The sequence below is a fragment of the Escherichia sp. E2586 genome (assembly GCF_005781105.1).
Lineage (GTDB): Bacteria > Pseudomonadota > Gammaproteobacteria > Enterobacterales > Enterobacteriaceae > Escherichia.
This window is the reverse complement of sequence record NZ_VATN01000006.1, coordinates 335,791-358,892: the sequence shown is the minus strand read 5'-3', so window position 1 is coordinate 358,892 and position 23,102 is coordinate 335,791. Positions and strand designations below refer to the sequence as shown.

The window sequence follows — 23,102 nt, the reverse complement described above, 5'->3', positions numbered from 1 at the left end:
TTATCTGGCACCTTAGGTGCACATACAGAGGAAATCAACGATGAGTAAATGTAGTGCTGATGAAACCCCGGTTTGCTGCTGTATGGATGTTGGCACCATTATGGACAACTCCGACTGCACCGCGTCTTACAGCCGTGTGTTTGCAAACCGCGCAGAAGCAGAACAAACGCTGGCGGCGCTGACTGAAAAAGCCCGTAGCGTGGAATCCGAACCATGCAAAATCACCCCGACTTTCACTGAAGAGTCTGACGGTGTGCGCCTGGATATCGATTTCACTTTTGCCTGCGAAGCTGAAACACTGATCTTCCAGCTGGGTCTGCGTTAATTCCTCTCGGGTACGTACGCCCCTGCCAGCAACAGGCAGGGGCGTTTTCTTTTCTTTCTCCTGTCTTCACTGTGTCATAGCTCCCACTTTCCCTTTTCTCCGCTTGGCTAAATGTAAAAAAATGGTTAAGACTATGATCAGGTCAGACCACTTTATATCTTATTTTTACAGGGGAGTGTTATGGGTCAGGTTTTACCGCTGATTACCCGTCAGGGCGATCGTATCGCCATCGTTAGCGGGTTACGTACGCCTTTTGCCCGCCAGGCGACGGCTTTTCATGGCATTCCTGCTGTTGATTTGGGGAAGATGGTCGTAGGCGAATTGCTGGCACGCAGCGAAATTCCCGAAGAAGTGATTGAGCAACTGGTCTTCGGTCAGGTTGTGCAAATGCCGGAAGCGCCCAACATTGCGCGTGAAATTGTTCTCGGCACTGGAATGAATGTGCATACCGATGCTTACAGCGTCAGCCGCGCTTGCGCTACCAGTTTCCAGGCGGTTGCAAACGTCGCAGAAAGCCTGATGGCGGGAACTATTCGAGCGGGGATTGCCGGTGGGGCAGATTCCTCTTCCGTATTGCCAATTGGCGTCAGTAAAAAACTGGCGCGCGTGCTGGTTGATGTCAACAAAGCACGAACCATGAGCCAGCGCCTGAAACTTTTTTCTCGCTTACGTTTGCGTGACTTAATGCCGGTGCCTCCGGCAGTGGCGGAATACTCCACTGGATTACGGATGGGCGACACCGCCGAACAAATGGCAAAAACGTACGGCATCACCCGTGAACAGCAAGATGCGTTGGCCCACCGTTCGCATCAACGTGCCGCCCAGGCGTGGTCAGAAGGTAAATTAAAAGAAGAAGTCATGACCGCTTATATCCCGCCTTATAAACAGCCTCTCGCGGAAGATAATAATATTCGCGGCAATTCCACGCTTGCCGACTACGCAAAGCTGCGCCCGGCGTTTGATCGCAAACACGGGACGGTAACGGCGGCAAACAGTACGCCGCTGACCGATGGCGCGGCCGCGGTGATCCTGATGACTGAATCCCGGGCGAAAGAATTAGGGCTGGTGCCGCTGGGATATCTGCGCAGCTACGCATTTACCGCTATAGATGTCCGGCAGGACATGCTGCTCGGTCCGGCCTGGTCAACACCGCTGGCGCTGGAACGTGCTGGTTTGACAATGGCCGATCTGACGTTGATTGATATGCACGAAGCGTTTGCCGCCCAGACGCTGGCCAATATTCAGTTGCTTGGCAGCGAACGTTTTGCTCGCGACGTACTGGGGCGTGCACATGCCACTGGCGAAGTGGACGATAGCAAATTTAACGTGCTTGGCGGCTCGATTGCTTATGGTCATCCCTTTGCGGCTACCGGCGCACGGATGATTACCCAGACCTTACATGAACTGCGGCGTCGCGGCGGTGGGTTTGGTTTGGTGACTGCCTGTGCCGCAGGTGGGCTTGGCGCGGCAATGGTTGTGGAGGCGGAATAATGGAAATGGTATCAGCGTTTACCCTCAATGTCCGTCTGGACAACATTGCCGTTATCACCATTGATGTTCCCGGCGAGAAAATGAATACCCTGAAGGCGGAATTTGCCTCGCAGGTGCGCGCCATTATTAAGCAACTCCGTGAAAACAAAGAGTTGCGCGGCGTGGTGTTTGTCTCCGCTAAACCAGACAACTTCATCGCTGGCGCAGACATCAACATGATCGGCAACTGCAAAACGGCGCAAGAAGCGGAAGCACTGGCGCGGCAGGGCCAACAGTTGATGGCGGAGATTCATGCTCTGCCTGTTCCGGTTATTGCCGCTATTCACGGCGCTTGCCTGGGGGGCGGGCTGGAGCTGGCGCTGGCATGTCATGGCCGTGTCTGTACTGACGATCCTAAAACTGTGCTCGGTTTGCCGGAGGTTCAGCTTGGATTATTGCCAGGTTCAGGCGGAACTCAGCGTTTGCCACGCCTGACAGGTGTCAGCACAGCATTAGAGATGATCCTCACCGGAAAACAACTTCGGGCGAAACAGGCATTAAAGTTGGGGCTGGTGGATGACGTCGTTCCGCACTCCATTTTGCTGGAAGCCGCTGTTGAGCTGGCAAAGCAGGATCGTCCATCTTCCCGCCCTCTACCTGTACGCGAGCGTATTCTGGCGGGGCCGTTAGGTCGTGCATTGTTGTTCAAAATGGTAGGCAAGAAAACAGAGCAAAAAACTCAGGGTAACTATCCAGCGACAAAACGCATTCTTGACGTTATTGAAACCGGTTTAGCGCAGGGGACCAGCAGTGGCTATGACGCCGAAGCTCGGGCGTTTGGTGAACTGGCGATGACGCCGCAATCGCAGGCGCTGCGCAATATCTTTTTTGCCAGTACTGAAGTGAAGAAAGATCCCGGCAGTGATGCTCCTCTTGCGCCATTAAACAGCGTGGGGATTTTAGGCGGCGGGTTGATGGGCGGTGGAATTGCCTACGTTACTGCCTGTAAAGCGGGTCTGCCGGTAAGAATTAAAGATATCAATGCCCAGGGCATAAATCATGCGCTGAAATACAGTTGGGATCAGCTGGAGGGTAAAGTGCGCCGTCGTCATCTCAAAGCCAGCGAACGCGACAAGCAACTGGCTTTAATTTCGGGGACGACGGATTACCGTGGCTTTGCCCATCGAGATCTGATTATTGAAGCGGTGTTTGAAAATCTCGAATTAAAACAGCAGATGGTGGCAGAAGTTGAGCAAAACTGCGCTTCTCATACCATTTTTGCATCGAACACGTCCTCTTTACCGATTAGCGATATTGCCGCGCACGCCACGCGACCAGAGCAAGTTATCGGCCTGCATTTCTTCAGCCCGGTGGAAAAAATGCCGCTGGTGGAAATCATTCCTCATGCGGGGACATCGGCGAAAACCATCACCACCACGGTAAAACTGGCGAAAAAACAGGGCAAAACGCCGATTGTGGTAAAGGATAAAGCTGGGTTTTATGTCAATCGCATCCTGGCGCCGTATATTAATGAAGCTATCCGCATGTTGACCGAAGGCGAACGTGTTGAGCATATTGATGCCGCGCTGGTGAAATTTGGTTTTCCGGTGGGGCCAATCCAACTTTTGGATGAGGTAGGAATTGATACCGGGACTAAAATTATTCCTGTACTGGAAGCAACTTATGGAGAACGTTTTAGCGCGCCTGCAAATGTTGTTTCTTCAATTTTGAATGATGATCGCAAAGGCAGAAAAAATGGCCGAGGTTTCTATCTTTATGGCCAAAAAGGGCGTAAAAGCAAAAAACAGGTCGATCCCGCCATTTACCCGCTAATTGGTGTACAAGGGCAGGGGCGACTCTCCGCACCGCAGGTTGCTGAACGGTGTGTGATGTTGATGCTGAATGAAGCAGTACGTTGTCTGGACGAGCAGGTTATCCGAAGTGTGCGTGACGGGGATATTGGCGCGGTATTTGGAATAGGCTTCCCACCGTTTCTTGGTGGCCCGTTTCGATATATCGATGCTCTCGGCGCGGGGGAAGCCGTTGCAACAATGCAACGACTGGCCACGCAGTATGGTTCTCGTTTTACCCCTTGCGAGCGTCTATTAGAGATGAGCGAGCGCGGGGAAAGTTTTTGGAAAACAAGTGCAACTGACCCTCAATAAAAGGGTCAAAGCTATATGAATCCGCGCTGAATGGCGGAGTGTTGGTTAAAATGTAAACACATATTGACTATACTTGCGCCATTGAGGTAAAAAACAGCGTTTCATTCGGTGAATGGATAAGGCACAATGCCGGCCACCGCCTTGTTTCTCTGGTTTCAGATGAACGGGGCGGGTGAATCTGGTTAACAAAAGCGGTGCAATATGCAAGTTTTTATCATGCGTCACGGCGACGCAGCCCTCGATGCCGCCAGTGATTCGGTTCGTCCTCTGACCACTAACGGTTGTGACGAATCTCGCCTGATGGCGAACTGGTTGAAAGGTCAAAAAGTGGAAGTCGAACGTGTTCTGGTGAGCCCGTTCCTGCGAGCCGAGCAAACACTGGAGGAAGTAGGGGATTGTATGAACCTGCCTTCCAACGTGGAAGTTCTGCCGGAGTTGACGCCCTGCGGCGATGTAGGGCTGGTCAGTGCATATTTACAGGCGCTGACCAATGAAGGTGTCGCTTCGGTACTGGTTATCTCCCACTTACCGTTAGTCGGGTATCTGGTTGCCGAGTTATGTCCGGGCGAAACGCCGCCTATGTTTACCACTTCGGCCATTGCCAGCGTAACGCTTGATGAAAGCGGAAACGGCACATTCAACTGGCAGATGAGTCCGTGTAATTTGAAAATGGCAAAAGCAATCTGATGTGATCGTAAAGTGCCCGATGGCGCAAGCTATCGGGCCTGAATTTTTCATACCTTATTGAAATTCTCCCAATAACGATGCAGATGGCGTCTTTTTAGCGTTTAATCGCCGATTTGTATAAAGTTACATCTAGAAACATTCATTAACTTTTCTTGTATTTTATTTCCAGAGTTAACCACTGTGAACGCAAAATAAGAGAGTAGAAAAGAGATACTTTTTGGTCTTGATTTTATATTAATTATAGTGTTTTAATATTGTATCGGCAAAAAATAAAAATACAATCGTGTTATTTGCTGTTGGTTGTTTTTTGCTCTTTAATCATTCACTCCATGATGTGTTTATACCATATTTTAGCCATTTGCCACGTAATTCCAGGAAAGTTCTCAAAATATTATTTGTTTTGTTAATTATTTAAATATTTCTAAATATTGTTGTTAGTAAATTTAAATTGTGCCACGCGCTCTATAATATCAACATGCTCGCCACGCCAAAGAATATCATCTCACGAGACCTCAGAAATCCTATTCAATGGTGGGTTATAAGCCACTGCAAATTACACTGAAAGTTATTATATTCAGTATTAATATGTCAGTTGGCTGACATTTTAATCATTTATGATTTAAGGACAAATAATGAGTAAGTTTGTAAAAGCAGCCGTCGCCACAGCAATGCTTATGGGGGCGCTGACTTCAGCATCGGTCGTAGCCGCAGGGAACAACGGTACAGTGAGATTTTTCGGTATAATTGAAGACTCTCCGTGCTCAATTGTTCCTGATGACCATAAGCTGGAAGTGGATATGGGGAGCATCGGTACCGGTTCTTTAACGGGTGGCAAAACTACCACACCAAAAGATTTCCAGATTCGTTTACAGGATTGCAATTTCAATACTGAAACAACGATGACCACGACATTTACCGGTAATCCATATTCCGGTAATCCAAATAATTACTCCCTGTCTAACCTGGATAATGGCACCGAAGTTCCAAACGTAAGTCTGGTGATTGGCGACCAGCGTGGTAAAGGCTATGACCTGGGCAAAGGTATCGATCAGGCCATCGCAATGGACAGTTCAACGGGTAAAGGCAAACAGAAACAAACGCTGAAATTTAAAGCCTGGTTAGTAGGTGAAACTGCTGCGGTAACACCAACTCCGGCTCCGTTTGAAACGCTAACAACATTCCAGATTACGTATCTTTAATGTGACTCCCCCATAACTGCAAAGTTATGGGGTTTTTAAATGAAAGAGAATTAAATTATAATAATTACGGATGGATACGTAAATGCCCGAACATTCTTTTCTCCGTTTACGGGGGCTTTCGTGGTGGATTGCTCTGGCAATTTCCGGAAGTCCATTTTATGCCCTGGCAGATGATACCATTCAGTTTGATGCCCGATTTCTCGAGTTAAAAGGGAATACCAAAATTGATTTGGGTCGTTTTTCCCAAAAAGGTTATGTTGAGCCGGGTAAATATAATTTACAGGTTCATGTAAATAACCAATCCTTACCTGATGAATACGATATCTACTGGTACGCAGTCGAAAACAATCCTGATAAATCGTATGCCTGCTTACCGCCTGAACTGGTTGCTCAGTTAGGCTTTAAAGAAGATATCACGAAAAACTTGCAATGGATTCGTGATGGTCAGTGTCTGAATACTGAACCGTTAAATGGCATGGAAATGACTGGTGATTTAAGCCAGTCAGTTCTCGTGATTTCTTTGCCACAGGCTTATCTTGAATATACCGACAGTGAATGGGATCCACCTTCACGTTGGGATGAAGGTATTCCCGGTCTTATTGCCGATTACAGTATCAACGCCCAGACCCGGCATGAAGAAGGTGGGGATGATACTAACGATATTAGTGGTAATGGTACGGTTGGCGTTAACGTTGGCCCGTGGCGCCTGCGTGCCGACTGGCAGAGCGACTATCAGCATACCCGCAGTAACGATGATGGTGATGCTAACGATAGCGGCACGCAAAAAAACTGGGAGTGGAGCCGTTATTACGCCTGGCGCGCCTTGCCGTCATTAAAAGCCAAACTTTCGCTGGGTGAAGATTACCTCAACTCCGATATTTTTGATGGCTTTAGCTACATTGGCGGTAGCATCAGCACCGACGATCAAATGTTGCCGCCAAACCTTCGCGGCTACGCCCCGGATATTTCCGGTGTAGCACATACCACCGCGAAAGTTACGATAACGCAAATGGGGCGCGTCCTTTATGAAACCCAGGTCCCCGCAGGCCCGTTCCGTATTCAGGATATTGGTGATTCGGTATCTGGTACTCTGCATGTCCGCATTGAAGAACAAAATGGTCAGGTGCAGGAATATGACGTCAGCACGGCTTCCATGCCGTTTCTGACCCGACCAGGCCAGGTGCGATATAAAGTGGCGATGGGCCGTCCGCAAAACTGGGATCATCATGTCGAAGGGAGTTTCTTCTCGGGAGGCGAGGCATCATGGGGGATAGCCAATGGCTGGTCGCTCTATGGCGGTGCGTTAGCGGATGAAAACTATCAGTCAGCGGCAATTGGGCTTGGACGCGATTTGGCGCTGTTTGGCGCGTTAGCGTTTGACGTTACCCACTCCCGTACTCGTTTTGACGACAACAGCGTATACGGCAACAAAACGCTGGATGGTAACTCTTATCGTGTCAGTTATGCCAAAGATTTTGATGAACTCAACAGCCGTGTGACCTTTGCCGGATATCGCTTCTCTGAAAAAAACTACATGACCATGAGCGAATACCTGGATGCTAACAACGCCGATCGGGCGCGCACGGGTAACGACAAAGAGATGTATACGGTCACTTACAACCAGAACTTCAGGGATGCGCGTGTTTCGGTCTATCTCAACTATTCCCACCACACCTACTGGGACCGCGAAGATCAAACCAACTACAACATGATGCTTTCTCATTATTTCAATATGGGAAGTATCAGAAACATGAGCGTTTCTCTGACCGGTTATCGCTATGAATACGATAACAATGCCGATAAAGGTATTTATCTTTCCTTAAGCCTGCCGTGGGGTGACAGCAGCACCATTAGTTACAACGGCAACTATGGCAGTGGTGCCGACAGCAGCCAGGCGAGCTTGTACCATCGAATAGATGACGCCAGCCACTATACGGTGAGCACAGGGACCAGTGAAAACCACGCCAGTGTAGATGGTTATTACAGCCACGATGGCACTATGGCAAAAGTTGATCTGAGCGCCAACTATCATGAAGGGCAATACACTTCCGCGGGCATCTCTTTACAGGGCGGTGCAACGCTGACTGCCCACGGCGGCGCGCTGCATCGCACGCAGAACATGGGCGGCACGCGTTTGCTGATTGATGCCGATGGCGTTGCCAATGTGCCAGTAGAAGGCAACGGTGCTGCTGTTTATACCAACATGTTTGGTAAAGCCGTGGTGGCCGATGTTAACGACTACTACCGTAATCAGGCTTATATCGATTTGAATAACCTGCCAGAAAATGCTGAGGCCACCCAGTCGGTGGTCCAGGCAACGCTAACGGAAGGTGCCATTGGTTATCGTAAATTTGCGGTGATCAGTGGGCAGAAAGCAATGGCGGTATTGCGATTGCAGGATGGTAGTCATCCGCCATTTGGTGCGGAAGTGAAAAATGTTAATAAACAGCAAGTTGGTCTGGTTGATGATGAAGGGAATGTCTATCTGGCGGGCGTTAAACCGGGTGAACGCATGACGGTATCCTGGGAGGGAGAATCCCACTGCGATATCAGTCTGCCGGACCCGCTACCGGATGATCTCTTCAATGGCTTGCTGTTGCCATGCCAGCAAATTGGGGGAAGTGCTCCCGCAATATCACATGATATTCAGCCCGTCATTCAGGAGCAGACACAACAGGTGACACCAATGGAACCACCAATCTCTGTTTCATCGAATTAATAACGTGATTAAGGAATGATCCATGTCTAAACATATCTCTTCAAAAAAGATCGTCACTGCATTGACGTTGATGGCGGCGGCTGCAAGTTTTTACGCACAGGCTTCAGTGACGCCCGATCGTACCCGTTTGATTTTTAACGAAAGTGACAAATCTATTAGTGTTACCCTACGTAATAACGATCCTAAACTTCCTTACCTGGCGCAAAGCTGGATTGAAGATGAAAAGGGTAACAAGGTGAGTTCACCATTAGCTGTTTTACCTCCTGTACAGCGTATTGATGCGATGATGAACGGTCAGGTGAAAATTCAGGGATTGCCAGATATCCACAAATTGCCTGCCGATCGCGAAACGATGTTCTACTTTAACGTTCGCGAGATCCCGCCTAAATCGAATAAAGCTAACACGCTGCAAATTGCTCTGCAGACACGTATCAAACTTTTCTGGCGTCCTAAGGTACTGGAAAAAAGCAGCACACAAACTCCCTGGCAGCATAAAGTGACCCTAACCCGCAGCGGCCAGGAATTTACCGTCAATAACTCAACGGCGTATTACGTCATCATCAGCAACGCCAGTACGCAGAAAAATGGCAATCCAGCGGCGGGTTTCTCGCCGTTAGTCATGCCGCCCAAAACCAACGCCCCGTTAAACGTGAAAATGGATAGCACACCAGTGCTGACCTATGTCAACGACTATGGTGCGCGTATGCCGCTCTTTTTCCGCTGTAGCGGTAGTGCCTGCCTGGTGGATGAAGAACTAAGCAGCAAAGGCTGATTCCAGGAGAATCCGATGAGAAAGATGTTTCTGGTTAAATTACTGCTGGTTTTTGGTGTGGTGAGCCATCCTGCGGCAGGCGGAGAATCGAAATCCGTTGATCTGATATTGCGGGTGCTGGTCGATGCTCCGCCACCTTGTTCAGTAACGGGTAGTGCTGTGGAGTTTGGTGATGTGATCATCAAAAAGATCAATGGCACCAACTATCGCATGAATGCTGAGTACAAATTGGACTGTAAGGGAAGTCTAAGTGACGACCTGCAAATGCAGTTTAAGGGAACGACTACCACGATTAATGGCGAAACAGTGTTGAGTACAGGAATTTCTGGATTTGGGATTCGAATTGAAAGTGCGTCTGATAATTCGCTGTTTCCGATTGGCGAAAACAACTGGACGCCTTTCAACATCAACAGCCAACCGAAACTGAAAGCGGTGCCAGTAAAAGAGAGCGGTGTATCACTCGCGGCATCGGAATTTAACGCCAGTATGACGATGGTGGTGGATTACCAATGAAACGACTCGGTTTTTTTGTGATTTGTGGTTGCTGTTGCGTGGTACAGGCGGCGACACCAGACATTACTTTTCACGGAACTTTGGTATCACCGCCAGTTTGTACCATTAGCGGCGGGAAAACCATTGAAGTGGATTTTGGCGACATCCTTATTAATGTCATTGACGGTGTTAACTTTCGTCAGACTGTACCCTATGAGATCACCTGTGATTCTGGAGTTCGTGATGCGGTTTGGGAGATGACTCTGACCTGGAAGGGGACTCCCACCAATTACAATACGTCGGCAGTCCAGACCAGCGTTACCGACCTGGGCATTGAAATGCAACAAAATGGCAGTCCGTTTGAGCTGGATAAACCTCTGAGTATTGATCCTGCCAGCCCCCCAATGCTCAAGGCGGTACCGGTGAAAGCCAGCGGCGCGGTGTTGGGAGACGGAGCATTTTCCGCGTATGCCACGCTACAGGTGGATTACCAATGAAAACACAAGAATATGTTCTCGCAACGCTGCTGGGGAGCTTAATGCTGATCTGTGTAGCGCCGGTGCAGGCGGCTGACAACCTGCATTTTTACGGTAATTTATTGAATAAAACCTGTACACCGGTAGAGACACAAGGATTGCTGGCGGAAGTACAGTTTCCTACGGTGAGTGCACAAGATTTAGTGGTCGCCGGGCAGTCGGCCCGTGTGCCGGTGGTTTTTCAACTGAAAGACTGTAAGGGACCAACGTCATACAACGTAAAGGTAACCTTGACCGGCACGGAAGATAGCGAACAGCCGGGTATTCTGGCGCTGGATGCGTCATCGGGTGCGCAGGGAGTTGGTATAGGTATGGAAAAAAACGACGGCACACCTGTTGCCATCAACAGTTCTACTGGAGCGACCTTTGTACTTAATAACGGCAGCAATAGTCTTAATTTCCGGGCCTGGTTACAGGCAAAAAGCGGTCGTGATGTGACTCCTGGCAATTTTACCGCCCAGCTAACCGCAACGTTTGAGTACCTTTAAAATGAAAAAATTACGCCATGTTTTTTGCTTACTAGTGTTGATACTAATGGTACCCACCGCGATGGCATCAACAATATTTCGTGATATGCACACGTTGATGGGGTATGCCGGTAACGGTAATACCGCAATCTGGTATGAACTTAATGTCCAAACTTTATCTGGCGTCTATCAGGGAACATATCACCGGGATGGTTATACTCTTTATACCGGAGATATTCCCAATATATCCTGGAATGGGCCAGGGACAGCACCAGAAATTAATGTGAAAAGTGGGGATTATATTGACTCATCGAATTGCCCAGGGTTGCCGACATCGGGAGGTTTTAGTTGTAGTAAGGTTATCATGGATATTATCGTTGAAGGCGATCCCGGTAGCTGTCCCTGGATAGTGACCAGTAATATCAAAACACAAGCAAGAGCGACTGGTACTGTTTACCTGGGGCCTTCAGCGTTTAACTCCACCTGTCCGCCAGTTCCTTTAGACCCTTATGATGTTTCATGGAGTCCAAATTCGGTAGTGCATAGCAAGCTGTTATCATTGAAATCCACGGGAGGGATAATCGAAAATACACTCCCTACCTTTTTGATGAAGGATGGCAAGTTGTGTGATGGTAGCCAATTTAACGAGCGTGGCGCATATTGTCGTTTTATTTCGCAAATGATCACTTTTACGTCATATGGTTGTACAGATAGCAAAGTGACAACCATACCAAACCGACATGCGATAACCGACAAACAACTACATGATATTGTGGTGCGTGTCGATACTACTACACCGCAGCCAATAGATTCCACTTGCCGATTCCAGTATGTGCTGAATATGTTGTAGCGACCAAACCGGATACGGCGTTTATGCCGTATCCGGTTTTGCGTTCAGGGCAACTCAGGCGGCAGCCACTCTTCCACCTCAATCAACACCAATAACGCCGCATCACCACCGTACTCTTTGGGGGCCTGGTGAAACGCCATCACATGCGGATGTTGCGCCAGCCACAGTGGTGTTTGTTGCTTCAAAATATGCTTACCATGCCCATGCATCACACAGGCGCAAAACACATGTTCACGGCGGCAGGCGGCAATCAACGCGCCCAGCTCCTGTTTGGCTTGTAGCTGCGTCAGACCGTGCAAATCAAGAAACAACTCCGGTGAATAATCACCGCGCCGCAGTTTCTTCGCCTCAAAATGGCTTACATCCGGGCGGACATATTTCACCGGGCCTTCGGTATTCAATAACGGCTGAAACTCATCTGAGAAATAATGGCTGGCATCGGCCTGTTCCTGAATCAACCGCTTAACCGGCACTTCGCTGACTTTTTTACGCTGCGGTCGGTGGACAATCGTGTCCTGCTTAATCTTGCGAGTCCCCGCCATCAACTGGCGAAACAGAGCCTGGTCCTCCTCGCTAAGTGTTGTTTTCTTTTTCATTGATGTGTCTCTATTTCTAATTTCCCTACAGTTTACCCGACTCGTCGCGCAATCGATCGTTTTAAACGTATTTTTCCTCACTCACCGCGCGTGAATGCTGATTTATCGTCATCTTCATGGCAAACTAGCCGCCGAAATTATTGCGATCATGCCCTGGAGGAATACGTGGATAAAATTTTCGTTGATGAAGCAGTAAATGAGCTGCAAACCATTCAGGACATGTTGCGCTGGTCGGTTAGCCGCTTCAGTGCGGCAAATATCTGGTACGGTCACGGCACCGATAACCCGTGGGATGAAGCCGTACAGCTGGTGTTGCCTTCGCTCTATCTGCCGCTGGATATTCCGGAAGATATGCGCAATGCGCGTCTGACCTCCAGCGAAAAACACCGCATTGTTGAGCGCGTGATCCGCCGCGTCAACGAACGCATTCCGGTGGCTTATCTGACCAACAAAGCGTGGTTCTGCGGCCATGAATTTTACGTCGATGAACGCGTGCTGGTGCCGCGCTCGCCGATTGGTGAACTGATCAACAATAAATTTGCTGGACTCATCAGCAAGCAACCGCAGCACATTTTAGATATGTGTACCGGGAGCGGCTGCATCGCTATTGCTTGCGCTTATGCTTTCCCGGAAGCGGAAGTCGACGCGGTGGACATCTCTCCAGACGCGCTGGCGGTTGCCGAACAGAACATCGAAGAACACGGTCTGATCCACAATGTCATCCCGATTCGTTCCGATCTGTTCCGTGATTTACCGAAAGTGCAGTACGACCTGATCGTCACCAACCCGCCGTATGTCGATGCGGAAGATATGTCCGACCTGCCAAATGAATACCGTCACGAGCCGGAACTGGGCCTGGCGTCTGGTACCGACGGCCTGAAACTGACCCGCCGCATTCTCGGTAACGCGGCAGATTATCTTGCTGATGATGGTGTGCTGATTTGTGAAGTCGGCAACAGCATGGTACATCTTATGGAACAATATCCGGATGTTCCGTTCACCTGGCTGGAGTTTGATAACGGCGGCGACGGTGTGTTTATGCTCACCAAAGCGCAGCTTATTGCCGCACGTGAACATTTCGCGATTTATAAAGATTAAATAAACACGCAAACACAACAATAACGGAGCCGTGATGGCTGGAAACACAATTGGACAACTCTTTCGCGTAACCACCTTCGGCGAATCGCACGGGCTGGCGCTCGGTTGCATCGTCGATGGTGTTCCGCCAGGCATTCCGCTGACGGAAGCGGATCTGCAACACGATCTTGACCGCCGCCGCCCGGGGACATCGCGCTATACCACCCAGCGCCGCGAGCCGGATCAGGTCAAAATTCTCTCCGGTGTTTTTGAAGGTGTGACCACCGGCACCAGCATTGGCCTACTCATAGAAAACACCGACCAGCGTTCTCAGGATTACAGCGCAATTAAGGACGTTTTCCGTCCAGGCCATGCCGATTACACCTACGAACAAAAATACGGTTTGCGCGACTATCGCGGCGGTGGACGCTCTTCCGCCCGTGAAACCGCCATGCGCGTTGCGGCAGGGGCGATTGCCAAAAAATATCTTGCCGAGAAATTCGGTGTCGAAATTCGCGGCTGCCTGACCCAAATGGGCGACATTCCGCTGGAAATCAAAGACTGGTCGCAGGTCGAGCAAAATCCGTTCTTCTGCCCGGACCCTGACAAAATCGACGTGCTGGATGAACTGATGCGCGCGCTGAAAAAAGAGGGCGACTCCATTGGCGCGAAAGTCACCGTTGTTGCCAGTGGCGTCCCTGCCGGACTTGGAGAGCCGGTCTTTGACCGCCTGGATGCCGACATCGCCCACGCGCTGATGAGCATTAACGCGGTGAAAGGTGTGGAAATTGGCGATGGTTTTGACGTGGTGGCGCTGCGTGGCAGCCAGAACCGCGACGAAATCACCAAAGAAGGTTTCCAGAGCAACCATGCGGGCGGCATTCTCGGCGGGATTAGCAGCGGGCAGCAAATCATTGCCCATATGGCGCTAAAACCGACCTCCAGCATTACCGTGCCGGGGCGCACCATTAACCGCTTTGGCGAAGAAGTTGAGATGATCACCAAAGGTCGTCACGATCCTTGTGTCGGGATCCGCGCGGTGCCGATCGCTGAAGCGATGCTGGCGATCGTTTTAATGGATCACCTGTTACGGCAGCGGGCGCAAAATGCCGATGTGAAGACTGATATTCCACGCTGGTAAAAAATGAACAAAACTGCGATTGCGCTGCTGGCCCTGCTTGCCAGTAGCGTCAGCCAGGCAGCGACGCCGTGGCAAAAAATAACCCAACCTGTGCCGGGTAGCGCACAATCGATAGGTAGTTTCTCCAATGGTTGTATCGTCGGCGCTGACACGCTGCCGATACAGTCCGAACATTATCAGGTCATGCGTACCGATCAGCGTCGCTACTTCGGTCACCCGGACCTGGTGATGTTTATCCAACGTCTGAGTAGTCAGGTGAGCAATCTGGGCATGGGGACGGTGTTGATTGGCGATATGGGGATGCCTGCTGGTGGGCGTTTCAACGGCGGTCACGCCAGCCACCAGACCGGACTGGATGTCGATATCTTCCTGCAACTGCCGAAAACACGCTGGACCTCTGCGCAGCTCTTGCGCCCGCAAGCATTAGATTTGGTTTCCCGCGACGGTAAACACGTTGTCCCGACGCTGTGGAAGCCGGAAATTTTCAGCTTGATCAAACTTGCCGCCCAGGACAAAGACGTCACGCGCATTTTTGTTAATCCGGCGATTAAACAACAACTTTGCCTTGATGCCGGCACCGATCGCGACTGGTTGCGCAAAGTGCGACCCTGGTTCCAGCATCGAGCGCATATGCATGTACGATTACGTTGTCCTGCCGATAGTCTGGAGTGTGAAGATCAACCTTTACCGCCACCAGGCGATGGTTGCGGGGCAGAACTGCAAAGCTGGTTTGAACCTCCAAAACCGGGAACAACAAAGCCTGAGAAGAAGACACCGCCTCCGTTGCCGCCTTCCTGCCAGGCGCTACTGGATGAGCACGTGATCTAATGGAAACGTTTAATAGCCTGTTTATGGTTTCCCCGCTGCTGCTGGGAGTTCTCTTTTTTGTCGCCATGCTGGCGGGATTTATCGACTCGATTGCCGGTGGCGGTGGGTTACTCACTATTCCGGCATTGATGGCGGCGGGGATGTCTCCCGCTAACGCGCTGGCAACCAATAAACTGCAAGCCTGCGGTGGCTCTATTTCCGCCACTATCTACTTTATTCGCCGCAAAGTGGTTAGTTTAAGCGATCAAAAACTCAATATCGCCATGACCTTTGTCGGCTCAATGAGTGGCGCACTGCTGGTGCAATATGTTCAGGCCGATATATTACGGCAGATATTGCCCATCCTCGTGATTTGCATCGGCCTCTATTTCTTGCTGATGCCAAAGCTGGGTGAAGAAGATCGCCAGCGCCGGATGTACGGTTTGCCCTTCGCGTTAATTGCCGGTGGTTGCGTCGGTTTTTATGACGGATTCTTTGGTCCGGCAGCCGGATCGTTTTACGCGCTGGCCTTTGTTACGCTGTGCGGATTCAACCTCGCCAAAGCCACGGCTCACGCCAAATTACTCAACGCAACGTCAAATATCGGCGGTTTACTGCTGTTTATTCTCGGTGGCAAAGTGATTTGGGCGACGGGCTTTGTCATGCTGGTGGGGCAGTTCCTCGGCGCGCGCATGGGTTCACGACTGGTGTTGAGCAAAGGACAAAAGCTGATCCGCCCGATGATTGTTATCGTCTCCGCGGTGATGAGTGCCAAATTACTTTACGATAGCCACGGACAGGAGATCCTCCACTGGTTGGGGATGAACTAATGAACAGTACACACCACTATGAGCAGTTAATTGAAATTTTTAATAGCTGCTTTGCCGATGAATTTAATACCCGTCTGATTAAAGGCGACGACGAACCGATCTATCTTCCTGCTGATGCGGAAGTACCGTATAACCGAATCGTCTTCGCTCATGGCTTTTATGCCAGCGCAATTCATGAGATTTCGCACTGGTGTATTGCCGGGAAAGCGCGCCGTGAACTGGTTGATTTCGGTTACTGGTATTGCCCGGACGGTCGCGATGCCCAAACGCAAAGCCAGTTTGAAGATGTTGAAGTGAAGCCGCAGGCGCTCGACTGGTTGTTCTGCGTGGCGGCGGGATATCCGTTTAACGTCAGTTGCGACAATCTGGAAGGGGATTTCGAACCGGATCGTGTGGTGTTTCAACGGCGAGTACATGCGCAGGTGATGGATTATCTGGCTAACGGTATTCCAGAACGTCCGGCACGCTTAATTAAAGCATTACAAAATTATTATCACACGCCGGAACTTACGGCGGAACAATTCCCGTGGCCGGAAGCGCTCAACTGAAGCCAGCGCCACGTTTTACAATGAGGAAAGAAGATGATCGCGGAGTTTGAATCACGCATTCTGGCATTAATCGACGGTATGGTTGACCATGCCAGTGATGATGAGTTATTTGCCAGTGGGTATTTGCGTGGCCACCTGACATTAGCCATCGCAGAACTGGAAAGTGGTGATGACCACTCCGCTCAGGCGGTGCATACGACCGTTAGCCAGAGTCTGGAAAAAGCTATTGGTGCCGGTGAGTTGTCGCCGCGGGACCAGGCGCTGGTAACCGATATGTGGGAACACCTGTTTCAGCAGGCGTCACAGCAGTAAGTTGTTGGCGTCTGGAGCACCATGCCTGATGCGGCGCTTATCGCGTCTTATCAGGCCTACAGGTCACACGAGGTCGGATAAGGTGTTCACGCCGCATCCGACATTGGGAGCACCATGCCTGATGCGACGCTTATCGCGTCTTATCAGGCCTACACGTCACACGTAGGTCGGATAAGGCGTTCACGCCGCATCCGACAAACAATGCCAAAGCAGATTACCCCGCCTTAACCGCTTTACCTTTCAACAACTTCCGCACCCATAACCTATTCGGATTTAACGCCGCCAGCGTACTGGCATCCATCGGAATCGGTTCTTCACTCATCTGTGCCGCCAGAATCTCGGCACACAGCGGGGCAGAACACAAACCACGCGAACCCAAAGCAGCAAGCATAAAGAGATCGTCATAAATCGGCGCGCTTACCGCCTCATCTTTTTGCTCCGTCAGCGACGCATATTCCACGAGTGTAGCGTCATAATCAGGCACGTTGCCTACCATTGGCAGATGATCGCGGGTGGCACAACGCACACCGCAGCGCGCCTCTTTATCACTGACATCAACCGCTTTCGCCCATTGTGCCTGCGGGAAACAATCAATCAATCGCTGGCGATTCTGCAGCTGATCTTCCTCACTGTATGCCGTCTCTTCGCTACCACGGTGATAACTGGCACCAATACAATGGTGTTGGTTCGCCGGATTTTGCGGCGTGAGATAACCGTCATAGCACAGCACCTGCTTCAGTTTTGCCAGTTCCGGCGTTGTCGGAATATGGCTGACCTGCCCGGCAACCGAATATACTGGCAGAGATGATGTTTGGCTGAAACCGCTGATTTGATGCCCGTTCGCCAGTACCACCACGTTATGCGTCGCGTGCTGATCACCTGCAAAATTCAACAACCAACCGTCATCCTTACGGGATAAATCCTGTAACTGATGTTGATAACGAATCTGTAAACCTTGCTGTTCCGCCAGTACCAGCACATTACGGGTCAGTTCCGCCGGACACAGCCAGCCACCTTGCGGATAAGTAATACCGCTGCAATTTGTCGCAACGCCCGTAATTTGTTCAACCGCATTTGTCTCAACGGCTACGGCCAACTCTGCGGGTAAATCCATCGACAGCATCTGTGCGATTTTATGCTGGCTTTTCTCATCCCAGCCTAACTGCGTTACGCCGCACCAGTCATGATCAAATTTAACGGGTAATTGGTCGTAAAGCCGACGAGCAAAAGTAAACGCATTAGAGAAAAAGCGGTTCAACGCACCATCGTGTTTGCTTAAAAGCGGATACAGCGCCCCCTGGCGATTGCCGGAAGCACCCAGCGCGGGGGCCTCATCCGCACAATAAAGCGTTACCTGCCAGCCGCGACGTAATAGCGCCAGCGATAACAACGCGCTGGCAATACCGCCGCCGATAATCGCTGCTTCCCGTTTGCTGCTGCCCGTACGATTAAACCACGGCGTGGAGCAGGGGAGTGGTAATGTCTGTTCCATCACCCCACAAAGCATTTCCCGTTTGCGCCCAAAGCCCTTACGTTTTTGCATGGTGAATCCGGCTTCCTGCAAACCGCGGCGGACAAAACCGGCAGAAGTAAATGTCGCCAGCGTGCCGCCCGGACGCGCCAGTCGTGCCATGGCGTTAAACAGATTTTGCGTCCACATATCCGGGTTTTTCGCTGGCGCAAAGCCGTCCAGAAACCAGGCATCTACTTTTTGATTTAGCGAATCGTCCAGTTGGCTGGTCAGTTCGTTTATATCGCCAAACCATAAATCCAGCGTTACGCGGCCTTCATCGAGCAATAAACGATGGCAACCGGGCAGGGGCAAAGGCCACTGCGCCTGAAGCTGTTCCGCCCACGGCGCAAGTTCCGGCCAGTGTTGGTGCGCTAGCGCTAAATCCGCACGGGTGAGGGGAAATTTCTCAAAACTTATAAAGTGGAGGCGCTTTAACTGCGCCTGTGGACGCGCTTCGCGAAACTGATCAAATGCCTGCCAAAGCGTCAGGAAGTTTAATCCGGTGCCGAAGCCGCTTTCTGCTACCACAAACAGAGGATGCGGATGCTCAGGAAAGCGTGCCTCTAATTGGTTACCCCCAAGAAAAACATAACGCGTCTCTTCCAGTCCGTTATCGTTGGAAAAATAGACATCGTCAAAATCTCGGGAAACAGGTGTACCCTCAGCATTAAATTCAAGGTTGGCAGGTTGTATGGAGTAGTGTTTCACGTAAGTTACTCGTCTTACAGGCGGTGGCTCGATCTTAGCGATGTGTGCCAGGCTGCGCAAATTTCTCTATTAATTGGCTGATCGGACTTGTTCGGCGTACAAGTGTACGCTATTGTGCATTCGAAACTTACTCTATGTGCGACTTACAGAGGTATTGAATGAAACGTGCAGTGATTACTGGCCTGGGCATTGTTTCCAGCATCGGTAATAACCAGCAGGAAGTCCTGGCATCTCTGCGTGAAGGACGCTCAGGGATCACTTTCTCTCAGGAGCTGAAGGATTCCGGCATGCGTAGCCACGTTTGGGGCAACGTAAAACTGGATACCACTGGCCTCATTGACCGCAAAGTTGTGCGCTTTATGAGCGACGCATCCATTTATGCATTCCTTTCTATGGAGCAGGCAATTGCAGATGCTGGCCTCTCCCCGGAAGCTTACCAGAATAACCCGCGCGTTGGCCTGATTGCAGGTTCCGGCGGCGGCTCTCCGCGTTTCCAGGTGTTCGGCGCTGACGCAATGCGCGGCCCGCGTGGCCTGAAAGCGGTTGGCCCGTATGTGGTCACTAAAGCGATGGCATCTGGCGTTTCTGCCTGCCTCGCCACGCCGTTCAAAATCCACGGCGTTAACTACTCCATCAGCTCCGCGTGTGCGACTTCCGCACACTGTATCGGTAACGCAGTAGAGCAGATCCAACTGGGCAAACAAGACATCGTGTTTGCCGGCGGCGGCGAAGAGCTGTGCTGGGAAATGGCCTGCGAATTCGACGCAATGGGCGCGCTGTCTACCAAATACAACGACACCCCGGAAAAAGCCTCCCGTACTTATGACGCTCACCGTGACGGTTTCGTTATCGCTGGCGGCGGCGGTATGGTGGTGGTCGAAGAACTGGAACACGCGTTGGCACGTGGTGCTCATATCTACGCTGAAATCGTTGGCTACGGCGCAACGTCTGATGGCGCAGACATGGTTGCTCCGTCTGGCGAAGGCGCAGTGCGCTGCATGAAGATGGCGATGCACGGTGTTGATACCCCAATCGACTACCTGAACTCCCACGGTACTTCGACTCCGGTTGGCGACGTGAAAGAGCTGGCAGCTATCCGTGAAGTGTTCGGCGATAAGAGCCCGGCGATTTCTGCAACCAAAGCAATGACCGGTCACTCTCTGGGCGCTGCTGGCGTACAGGAAGCTATCTACTCTCTGCTGATGCTGGAACACGGCTTTATCGCCCCGAGCATCAACATTGAAGAGCTGGACGAGCAGGCTGCGGGTCTGAACATCGTGACCGAAACGACCGATCGCGAACTGACCACCGTGATGTCTAACAGCTTCGGCTTCGGCGGCACCAACGCCACGCTGGTAATGCGTAAGCTGAAAGATTAAGTCGGAGTAGGTCGGATAAGACGCGCCAGCGTCGCATCCGACGATACGCGGCAATGTCGCATCCGGCACTAACGCAAAAGGGAACCCGATGGTTCCCTTTTTCACATCATTGACAATCGCCGCCTGTTCCAGGCAAACTTCCCGCTTTGTCGATTTCCTTCTGAAAAGACGTACGCGTTAAATCCTGCCAACGCACCGTAACCCTGAAAACCAGAGAGATGAGACGGGGAGACTCCTCGCCTTGCGCTGCATTCTGGAGTAATGCATGACTGCTGTAAGCCAAACAGAAACACGATCTTCTGCCAATTTTTCGCTCTTCCGCATCGCTTTTGCGGTTTTTCTAACTTACATGACCGTAGGGCTGCCGTTGCCGGTTATCCCGCTGTTTGTTCATCATGAACTGGGCTATGGCAACACCATGGTCGGGATTGCCGTCGGCATTCAGTTTCTGGCTACGGTGCTGACGCGTGGCTACGCCGGACGACTGGCCGATCAATATGGTGCAAAACGTTCGGCGCTTCAGGGCATGTTCGCCTGTGGTCTGGCTGGCGGCGCGCTGCTGCTGGCGGCGCTTTTGCCTGTCTCCGCACCAATTAAATTTGCCCTGCTGGTCGTCGGGCGTTTGATTCTTGGTTTTGGCGAAAGCCAGTTACTGACGGGCGCTTTGACCTGGGGATTGGGCATTGTCGGGCCAAAACACTCAGGCAAAGTGATGTCGTGGAACGGAATGGCGATTTATGGCGCACTGGCGGTGGGCGCACCTCTTGGCTTGTTGATTCATAGCCATTACGGTTTTGCCGCACTGGCGCTTACGACAATGGCATTGCCCCTGCTGGCGTGGGCTTGTAACGGCACAGTACGCAAAGTACCGGCAATGGCGGGAGAACGTCCATCACTGTGGAGCGTTGTCGGACTTATCTGGAAACCGGGTCTTGGTCTGGCGCTTCAGGGCGTTGGCTTTGCGGTTATCGGAACCTTTGTATCGCTCTACTTTGCCAGCAAAGGATGGGCGATGGCAGGCTTTACGCTCACCGCATTTGGCGGCGCATTTGTCGTGATGCGCGTCATGTTCGGCTGGATGCCAGACCGTTTTGGCGGCGTGAAAGTGGCGATTGTCTCTTTGCTTGTCGAAACGGTAGGTTTGTTGCTGCTCTGGCAAGCGCCTGGCGCGTGGGTGGCGTTAGCCGGTGCGGCGTTAACCGGGGCCGGGTGTTCACTTATCTTCCCGGCGCTTGGTGTGGAAGTGGTTAAGCGCGTTCCGTCTCAGGTTCGCGGTACTGCGCTCGGCGGTTATGCGGCGTTTCAGGATATCGCCCTCGGTGTTTCCGGGCCACTGGCAGGTGTCCTGGCGACCACATTTGGCTACTCGTCGGTATTCCTTGCCGGGGCGATATCGGCGGTGCTGGGGATTATCGTGACGATACTGTCATTTCGTCGTGGTTAACTCAATAACCAGACCAATATCACGATGATGGCGGTCAGCAATATCCACAGGCTGGGGCGCATGGCCATTTCTTGCATCGTGTTAATGAATGGCGTAAAGGGATTGAGCAACGGTTGAATATCTCGTGGTTCAATCCCATTCACCCGCCGTTGATAAAGCTGGTTGAGGATATCCTCGGCCTGTGCGGAAGTCAGGGCTGAATGCTGAGAAAGGCCATATTTTTGCTCAACATAGCTCGATAATACTGTCAACTCGCTGGCATCCAGTGGCTGTTTTAGCGCCATCTGAAGCGACTCCAGTGTCGGTGTATTTTGCTGACTTAACACCTGGCGTGCCTGCAACCAGGTAACCAGGTGGGTAAACATTTTGGCCGGGATCAACTCTCCATTTTTTACCCCAGAAAGTTCCAGCATAGATTGCCAAATCTGCTTGCTGGGTTCTCCTGTTGCCGCCGCGAGTTTAGTCACCAGTTGCTTAAGCGTATTGTGTTCTGCCGGTAGCAAAGGGCGGTCGGTCGCCTGGCGCTGTTGCGGCTGCGGGATAACCATCTTCCCTTCCTGTAACAGCGTCAGGACGGTTTTTAATTGCTCCGGTGAGAGTTGATTCAGCGGCGTCTGACCAAAGTTATGACGAATGTAATCTGTGACCGCCTGACGATTATTCCCCAGCCGTAAGTACTCGCTCAATTGCGCCAAAAGCTGGCGGACAGAATGGCTTTCTTGCGCGGCCAGTAAACGTTGTGCAAGGTTTTGTTCTGCGGCGGGGAAATTGCGTGAAAGTAACGGTGAATCGCCCGGCAGACCGATGTCGTGCTTTATACCAGCCCACAATTCCGCGCTCTGCTGTTGCGTCAGCGAAGTCACTTTGGTTATCAAACTTTCCAGCACTGTACGTTGCAAGCTGGATAAAGGCTGATTGCCTGCGCCAGACGACAGTTTATCCCCCTGACCCGGTGGTTGCCCAGGAGGGGCGGAAATTGGTTGTATCATTACGTATCCTTATACCTGAAATCATCGCAAGTATGCCTGGCCGCGAGATTATGGCACACTTGTCCGGTTAACTCTC

General features: G+C 51.2%; 22 protein-coding genes. 19 read left to right on the top strand and 3 right to left on the bottom strand.

Annotated elements, in window-relative coordinates; genetic code table 11:
• Positions 1–40 precede the first annotated feature (40 nt).
• The 11 genes from FEK50_RS06810 to FEK50_RS06760 all read left to right on the top strand — a co-directional run bounded on the left by FEK50_RS06810 (position 41) and on the right by FEK50_RS06760 (position 11,682).
• On the top strand, positions 41–325 hold the full coding sequence (locus tag FEK50_RS06810) for a YfcZ/YiiS family protein (protein ID WP_130207300.1): 285 nt from the start codon (positions 41–43) through the stop codon (positions 323–325).
• Between the two features lie 180 nt (positions 326–505).
• Positions 506–1,816, top strand: coding sequence for an acetyl-CoA C-acyltransferase FadI (gene fadI / locus FEK50_RS06805; RefSeq protein ID WP_131162056.1), 1,311 nt, complete (start codon positions 506–508; stop codon positions 1,814–1,816).
• Complete coding sequence (gene fadJ, locus FEK50_RS06800) at positions 1,816–3,960, top strand: fatty acid oxidation complex subunit alpha FadJ (protein ID WP_131162055.1); 2,145 nt, start codon at positions 1,816–1,818, stop codon at positions 3,958–3,960. Before fadI ends, fadJ begins: the two co-directional genes overlap by 1 nt.
• A 201-nt stretch (positions 3,961–4,161) precedes the next feature.
• Positions 4,162–4,647 carry a phosphohistidine phosphatase SixA gene (gene sixA, locus FEK50_RS06795; RefSeq protein ID WP_130207294.1) on the top strand — a complete coding sequence of 162 codons (486 nt, stop codon included), beginning with the start codon at positions 4,162–4,164 and terminating at the stop codon, positions 4,645–4,647.
• A gap of 632 nt (positions 4,648–5,279) precedes the next feature.
• On the top strand, positions 5,280–5,846 hold the full coding sequence (locus FEK50_RS06790) for a fimbrial protein (RefSeq protein WP_130207292.1): 567 nt from the start codon (positions 5,280–5,282) through the stop codon (positions 5,844–5,846).
• An 82-nt stretch (positions 5,847–5,928) separates the two neighbouring features.
• A complete protein-coding gene (locus tag FEK50_RS06785) occupies positions 5,929–8,565 on the top strand; it encodes a fimbrial biogenesis outer membrane usher protein (RefSeq protein WP_131162054.1) in 2,637 nt (878 codons plus the stop codon).
• A gap of 70 nt (positions 8,566–8,635) precedes the next feature.
• Positions 8,636–9,337 (top strand): fimbria/pilus periplasmic chaperone, encoded by a 702-nt coding sequence (locus FEK50_RS06780; protein WP_240780274.1) that lies wholly within the window; start codon positions 8,636–8,638, stop codon positions 9,335–9,337.
• Between the two features lie 15 nt (positions 9,338–9,352).
• Positions 9,353–9,850 carry a fimbrial protein gene (locus FEK50_RS06775; protein ID WP_131162052.1) on the top strand — a complete coding sequence of 166 codons (498 nt, stop codon included), beginning with the start codon at positions 9,353–9,355 and terminating at the stop codon, positions 9,848–9,850.
• On the top strand, positions 9,847–10,326 hold the full coding sequence (locus tag FEK50_RS06770) for a fimbrial protein (protein ID WP_131162051.1): 480 nt from the start codon (positions 9,847–9,849) through the stop codon (positions 10,324–10,326). Before FEK50_RS06775 ends, FEK50_RS06770 begins: the two co-directional genes overlap by 4 nt.
• A 41-nt stretch (positions 10,327–10,367) precedes the next feature.
• Complete coding sequence (locus FEK50_RS06765; RefSeq protein ID WP_131162111.1) at positions 10,368–10,853, top strand: fimbrial protein; 486 nt, start codon at positions 10,368–10,370, stop codon at positions 10,851–10,853.
• 1 nt (position 10,854) lies between these two features.
• On the top strand, positions 10,855–11,682 hold the full coding sequence (locus FEK50_RS06760) for a StfH/YfcO family fimbrial adhesin (RefSeq protein WP_130260695.1): 828 nt from the start codon (positions 10,855–10,857) through the stop codon (positions 11,680–11,682).
• A 44-nt stretch (positions 11,683–11,726) separates the two neighbouring features.
• Here the strand turns inward: FEK50_RS06760 and smrB are convergent, their stop codons facing one another.
• Positions 11,727–12,278 (bottom strand): endonuclease SmrB, encoded by a 552-nt coding sequence (smrB, locus tag FEK50_RS06755; RefSeq protein WP_000730816.1) that lies wholly within the window; start codon positions 12,276–12,278, stop codon positions 11,727–11,729.
• 165 nt (positions 12,279–12,443) lie between these two features.
• On the opposite strand from smrB, the gene prmB reads away from it, so the two are divergent.
• Genes prmB through FEK50_RS06725 form a run of 6 tightly spaced genes read left to right on the top strand, consistent with a single transcriptional unit; the run spans position 12,444 to position 16,993 of the window.
• Entirely contained in the window at positions 12,444–13,376 is a 933-nt protein-coding gene (gene prmB / locus FEK50_RS06750) for a 50S ribosomal protein L3 N(5)-glutamine methyltransferase (RefSeq protein ID WP_130207278.1), read from the top strand.
• A gap of 34 nt (positions 13,377–13,410) precedes the next feature.
• Complete coding sequence (gene aroC / locus FEK50_RS06745) at positions 13,411–14,496, top strand: chorismate synthase (RefSeq protein WP_130207276.1); 1,086 nt, start codon at positions 13,411–13,413, stop codon at positions 14,494–14,496.
• 3 nt (positions 14,497–14,499) lie between these two features.
• Positions 14,500–15,324: a penicillin-insensitive murein endopeptidase gene (gene mepA / locus FEK50_RS06740; protein ID WP_130207274.1), complete on the top strand. Its 825-nt coding sequence runs from the start codon at positions 14,500–14,502 to the stop codon at positions 15,322–15,324.
• Positions 15,324–16,133: a sulfite exporter TauE/SafE family protein gene (locus FEK50_RS06735; protein WP_064526496.1), complete on the top strand. Its 810-nt coding sequence runs from the start codon at positions 15,324–15,326 to the stop codon at positions 16,131–16,133. Before mepA ends, FEK50_RS06735 begins: the two co-directional genes overlap by 1 nt.
• On the top strand, positions 16,133–16,681 hold the full coding sequence (gene epmC, locus FEK50_RS06730) for an elongation factor P hydroxylase (protein ID WP_130257453.1): 549 nt from the start codon (positions 16,133–16,135) through the stop codon (positions 16,679–16,681). Before FEK50_RS06735 ends, epmC begins: the two co-directional genes overlap by 1 nt.
• A 33-nt stretch (positions 16,682–16,714) precedes the next feature.
• Positions 16,715–16,993, top strand: coding sequence for a YfcL family protein (locus FEK50_RS06725; RefSeq protein ID WP_000559761.1), 279 nt, complete (start codon positions 16,715–16,717; stop codon positions 16,991–16,993).
• 214 nt (positions 16,994–17,207) lie between these two features.
• Here FEK50_RS06725 and mnmC read toward each other — a convergent pair whose 3' ends face one another.
• Positions 17,208–19,214, bottom strand: a complete 2,007-nt coding sequence (gene mnmC / locus FEK50_RS06720; protein ID WP_131162050.1) for a bifunctional tRNA (5-methylaminomethyl-2-thiouridine)(34)-methyltransferase MnmD/FAD-dependent 5-carboxymethylaminomethyl-2-thiouridine(34) oxidoreductase MnmC — start codon at positions 19,212–19,214, stop codon at positions 17,208–17,210.
• A gap of 158 nt (positions 19,215–19,372) precedes the next feature.
• Between mnmC and fabB the strand changes: the two genes are divergently transcribed.
• Complete coding sequence (gene fabB / locus FEK50_RS06715) at positions 19,373–20,593, top strand: beta-ketoacyl-ACP synthase I (protein WP_000817178.1); 1,221 nt, start codon at positions 19,373–19,375, stop codon at positions 20,591–20,593.
• Positions 20,594–20,858: 265 nt separating this feature from the next.
• Positions 20,859–22,037, top strand: a complete 1,179-nt coding sequence (locus FEK50_RS06710; protein WP_130207268.1) for an MFS transporter — start codon at positions 20,859–20,861, stop codon at positions 22,035–22,037.
• On the opposite strand, the gene flk is transcribed toward FEK50_RS06710, so the two are convergent.
• Positions 22,034–23,026 carry a flagella biosynthesis regulator Flk gene (flk, locus tag FEK50_RS06705; RefSeq protein ID WP_131162049.1) on the bottom strand — a complete coding sequence of 331 codons (993 nt, stop codon included), beginning with the start codon at positions 23,024–23,026 and terminating at the stop codon, positions 22,034–22,036. The genes FEK50_RS06710 and flk overlap by 4 nt on opposite strands.
• Positions 23,027–23,102 lie beyond the last annotated feature (76 nt).

Excerpts from the sequence above, each read along its gene's own strand:
- FEK50_RS06810 (WP_130207300.1), top strand. The coding sequence starts at position 41 with ATGAGTAAATGTAGTGCTGATGAAACCCCGGTTTGCTGCTGTATGGAT.
- fadI (WP_131162056.1), top strand. The coding sequence starts at position 506 with ATGGGTCAGGTTTTACCGCTGATTACCCGTCAGGGCGATCGTATCGCC.
- fadJ (WP_131162055.1), top strand. The coding sequence starts at position 1,816 with ATGGAAATGGTATCAGCGTTTACCCTCAATGTCCGTCTGGACAACATT.
- sixA (WP_130207294.1), top strand. The coding sequence starts at position 4,162 with ATGCAAGTTTTTATCATGCGTCACGGCGACGCAGCCCTCGATGCCGCC.
- FEK50_RS06790 (WP_130207292.1), top strand. The coding sequence starts at position 5,280 with ATGAGTAAGTTTGTAAAAGCAGCCGTCGCCACAGCAATGCTTATGGGG.
- FEK50_RS06785 (WP_131162054.1), top strand. The coding sequence starts at position 5,929 with ATGCCCGAACATTCTTTTCTCCGTTTACGGGGGCTTTCGTGGTGGATT.
- FEK50_RS06780 (WP_240780274.1), top strand. The coding sequence starts at position 8,636 with ATGGCGGCGGCTGCAAGTTTTTACGCACAGGCTTCAGTGACGCCCGAT.
- FEK50_RS06775 (WP_131162052.1), top strand. The coding sequence starts at position 9,353 with ATGAGAAAGATGTTTCTGGTTAAATTACTGCTGGTTTTTGGTGTGGTG.
- FEK50_RS06770 (WP_131162051.1), top strand. The coding sequence starts at position 9,847 with ATGAAACGACTCGGTTTTTTTGTGATTTGTGGTTGCTGTTGCGTGGTA.
- FEK50_RS06765 (WP_131162111.1), top strand. The coding sequence starts at position 10,368 with ATGCTGATCTGTGTAGCGCCGGTGCAGGCGGCTGACAACCTGCATTTT.
- FEK50_RS06760 (WP_130260695.1), top strand. The coding sequence starts at position 10,855 with ATGAAAAAATTACGCCATGTTTTTTGCTTACTAGTGTTGATACTAATG.
- smrB (WP_000730816.1), bottom strand. The coding sequence starts at position 12,278 with ATGAAAAAGAAAACAACACTTAGCGAGGAGGACCAGGCTCTGTTTCGC.
- aroC (WP_130207276.1), top strand. The coding sequence starts at position 13,411 with ATGGCTGGAAACACAATTGGACAACTCTTTCGCGTAACCACCTTCGGC.
- mepA (WP_130207274.1), top strand. The coding sequence starts at position 14,500 with ATGAACAAAACTGCGATTGCGCTGCTGGCCCTGCTTGCCAGTAGCGTC.
- FEK50_RS06735 (WP_064526496.1), top strand. The coding sequence starts at position 15,324 with ATGGAAACGTTTAATAGCCTGTTTATGGTTTCCCCGCTGCTGCTGGGA.
- epmC (WP_130257453.1), top strand. The coding sequence starts at position 16,133 with ATGAACAGTACACACCACTATGAGCAGTTAATTGAAATTTTTAATAGC.
- FEK50_RS06725 (WP_000559761.1), top strand. The coding sequence starts at position 16,715 with ATGATCGCGGAGTTTGAATCACGCATTCTGGCATTAATCGACGGTATG.
- fabB (WP_000817178.1), top strand. The coding sequence starts at position 19,373 with ATGAAACGTGCAGTGATTACTGGCCTGGGCATTGTTTCCAGCATCGGT.
- FEK50_RS06710 (WP_130207268.1), top strand. The coding sequence starts at position 20,859 with ATGACTGCTGTAAGCCAAACAGAAACACGATCTTCTGCCAATTTTTCG.
- flk (WP_131162049.1), bottom strand. The coding sequence starts at position 23,026 with ATGATACAACCAATTTCCGCCCCTCCTGGGCAACCACCGGGTCAGGGG.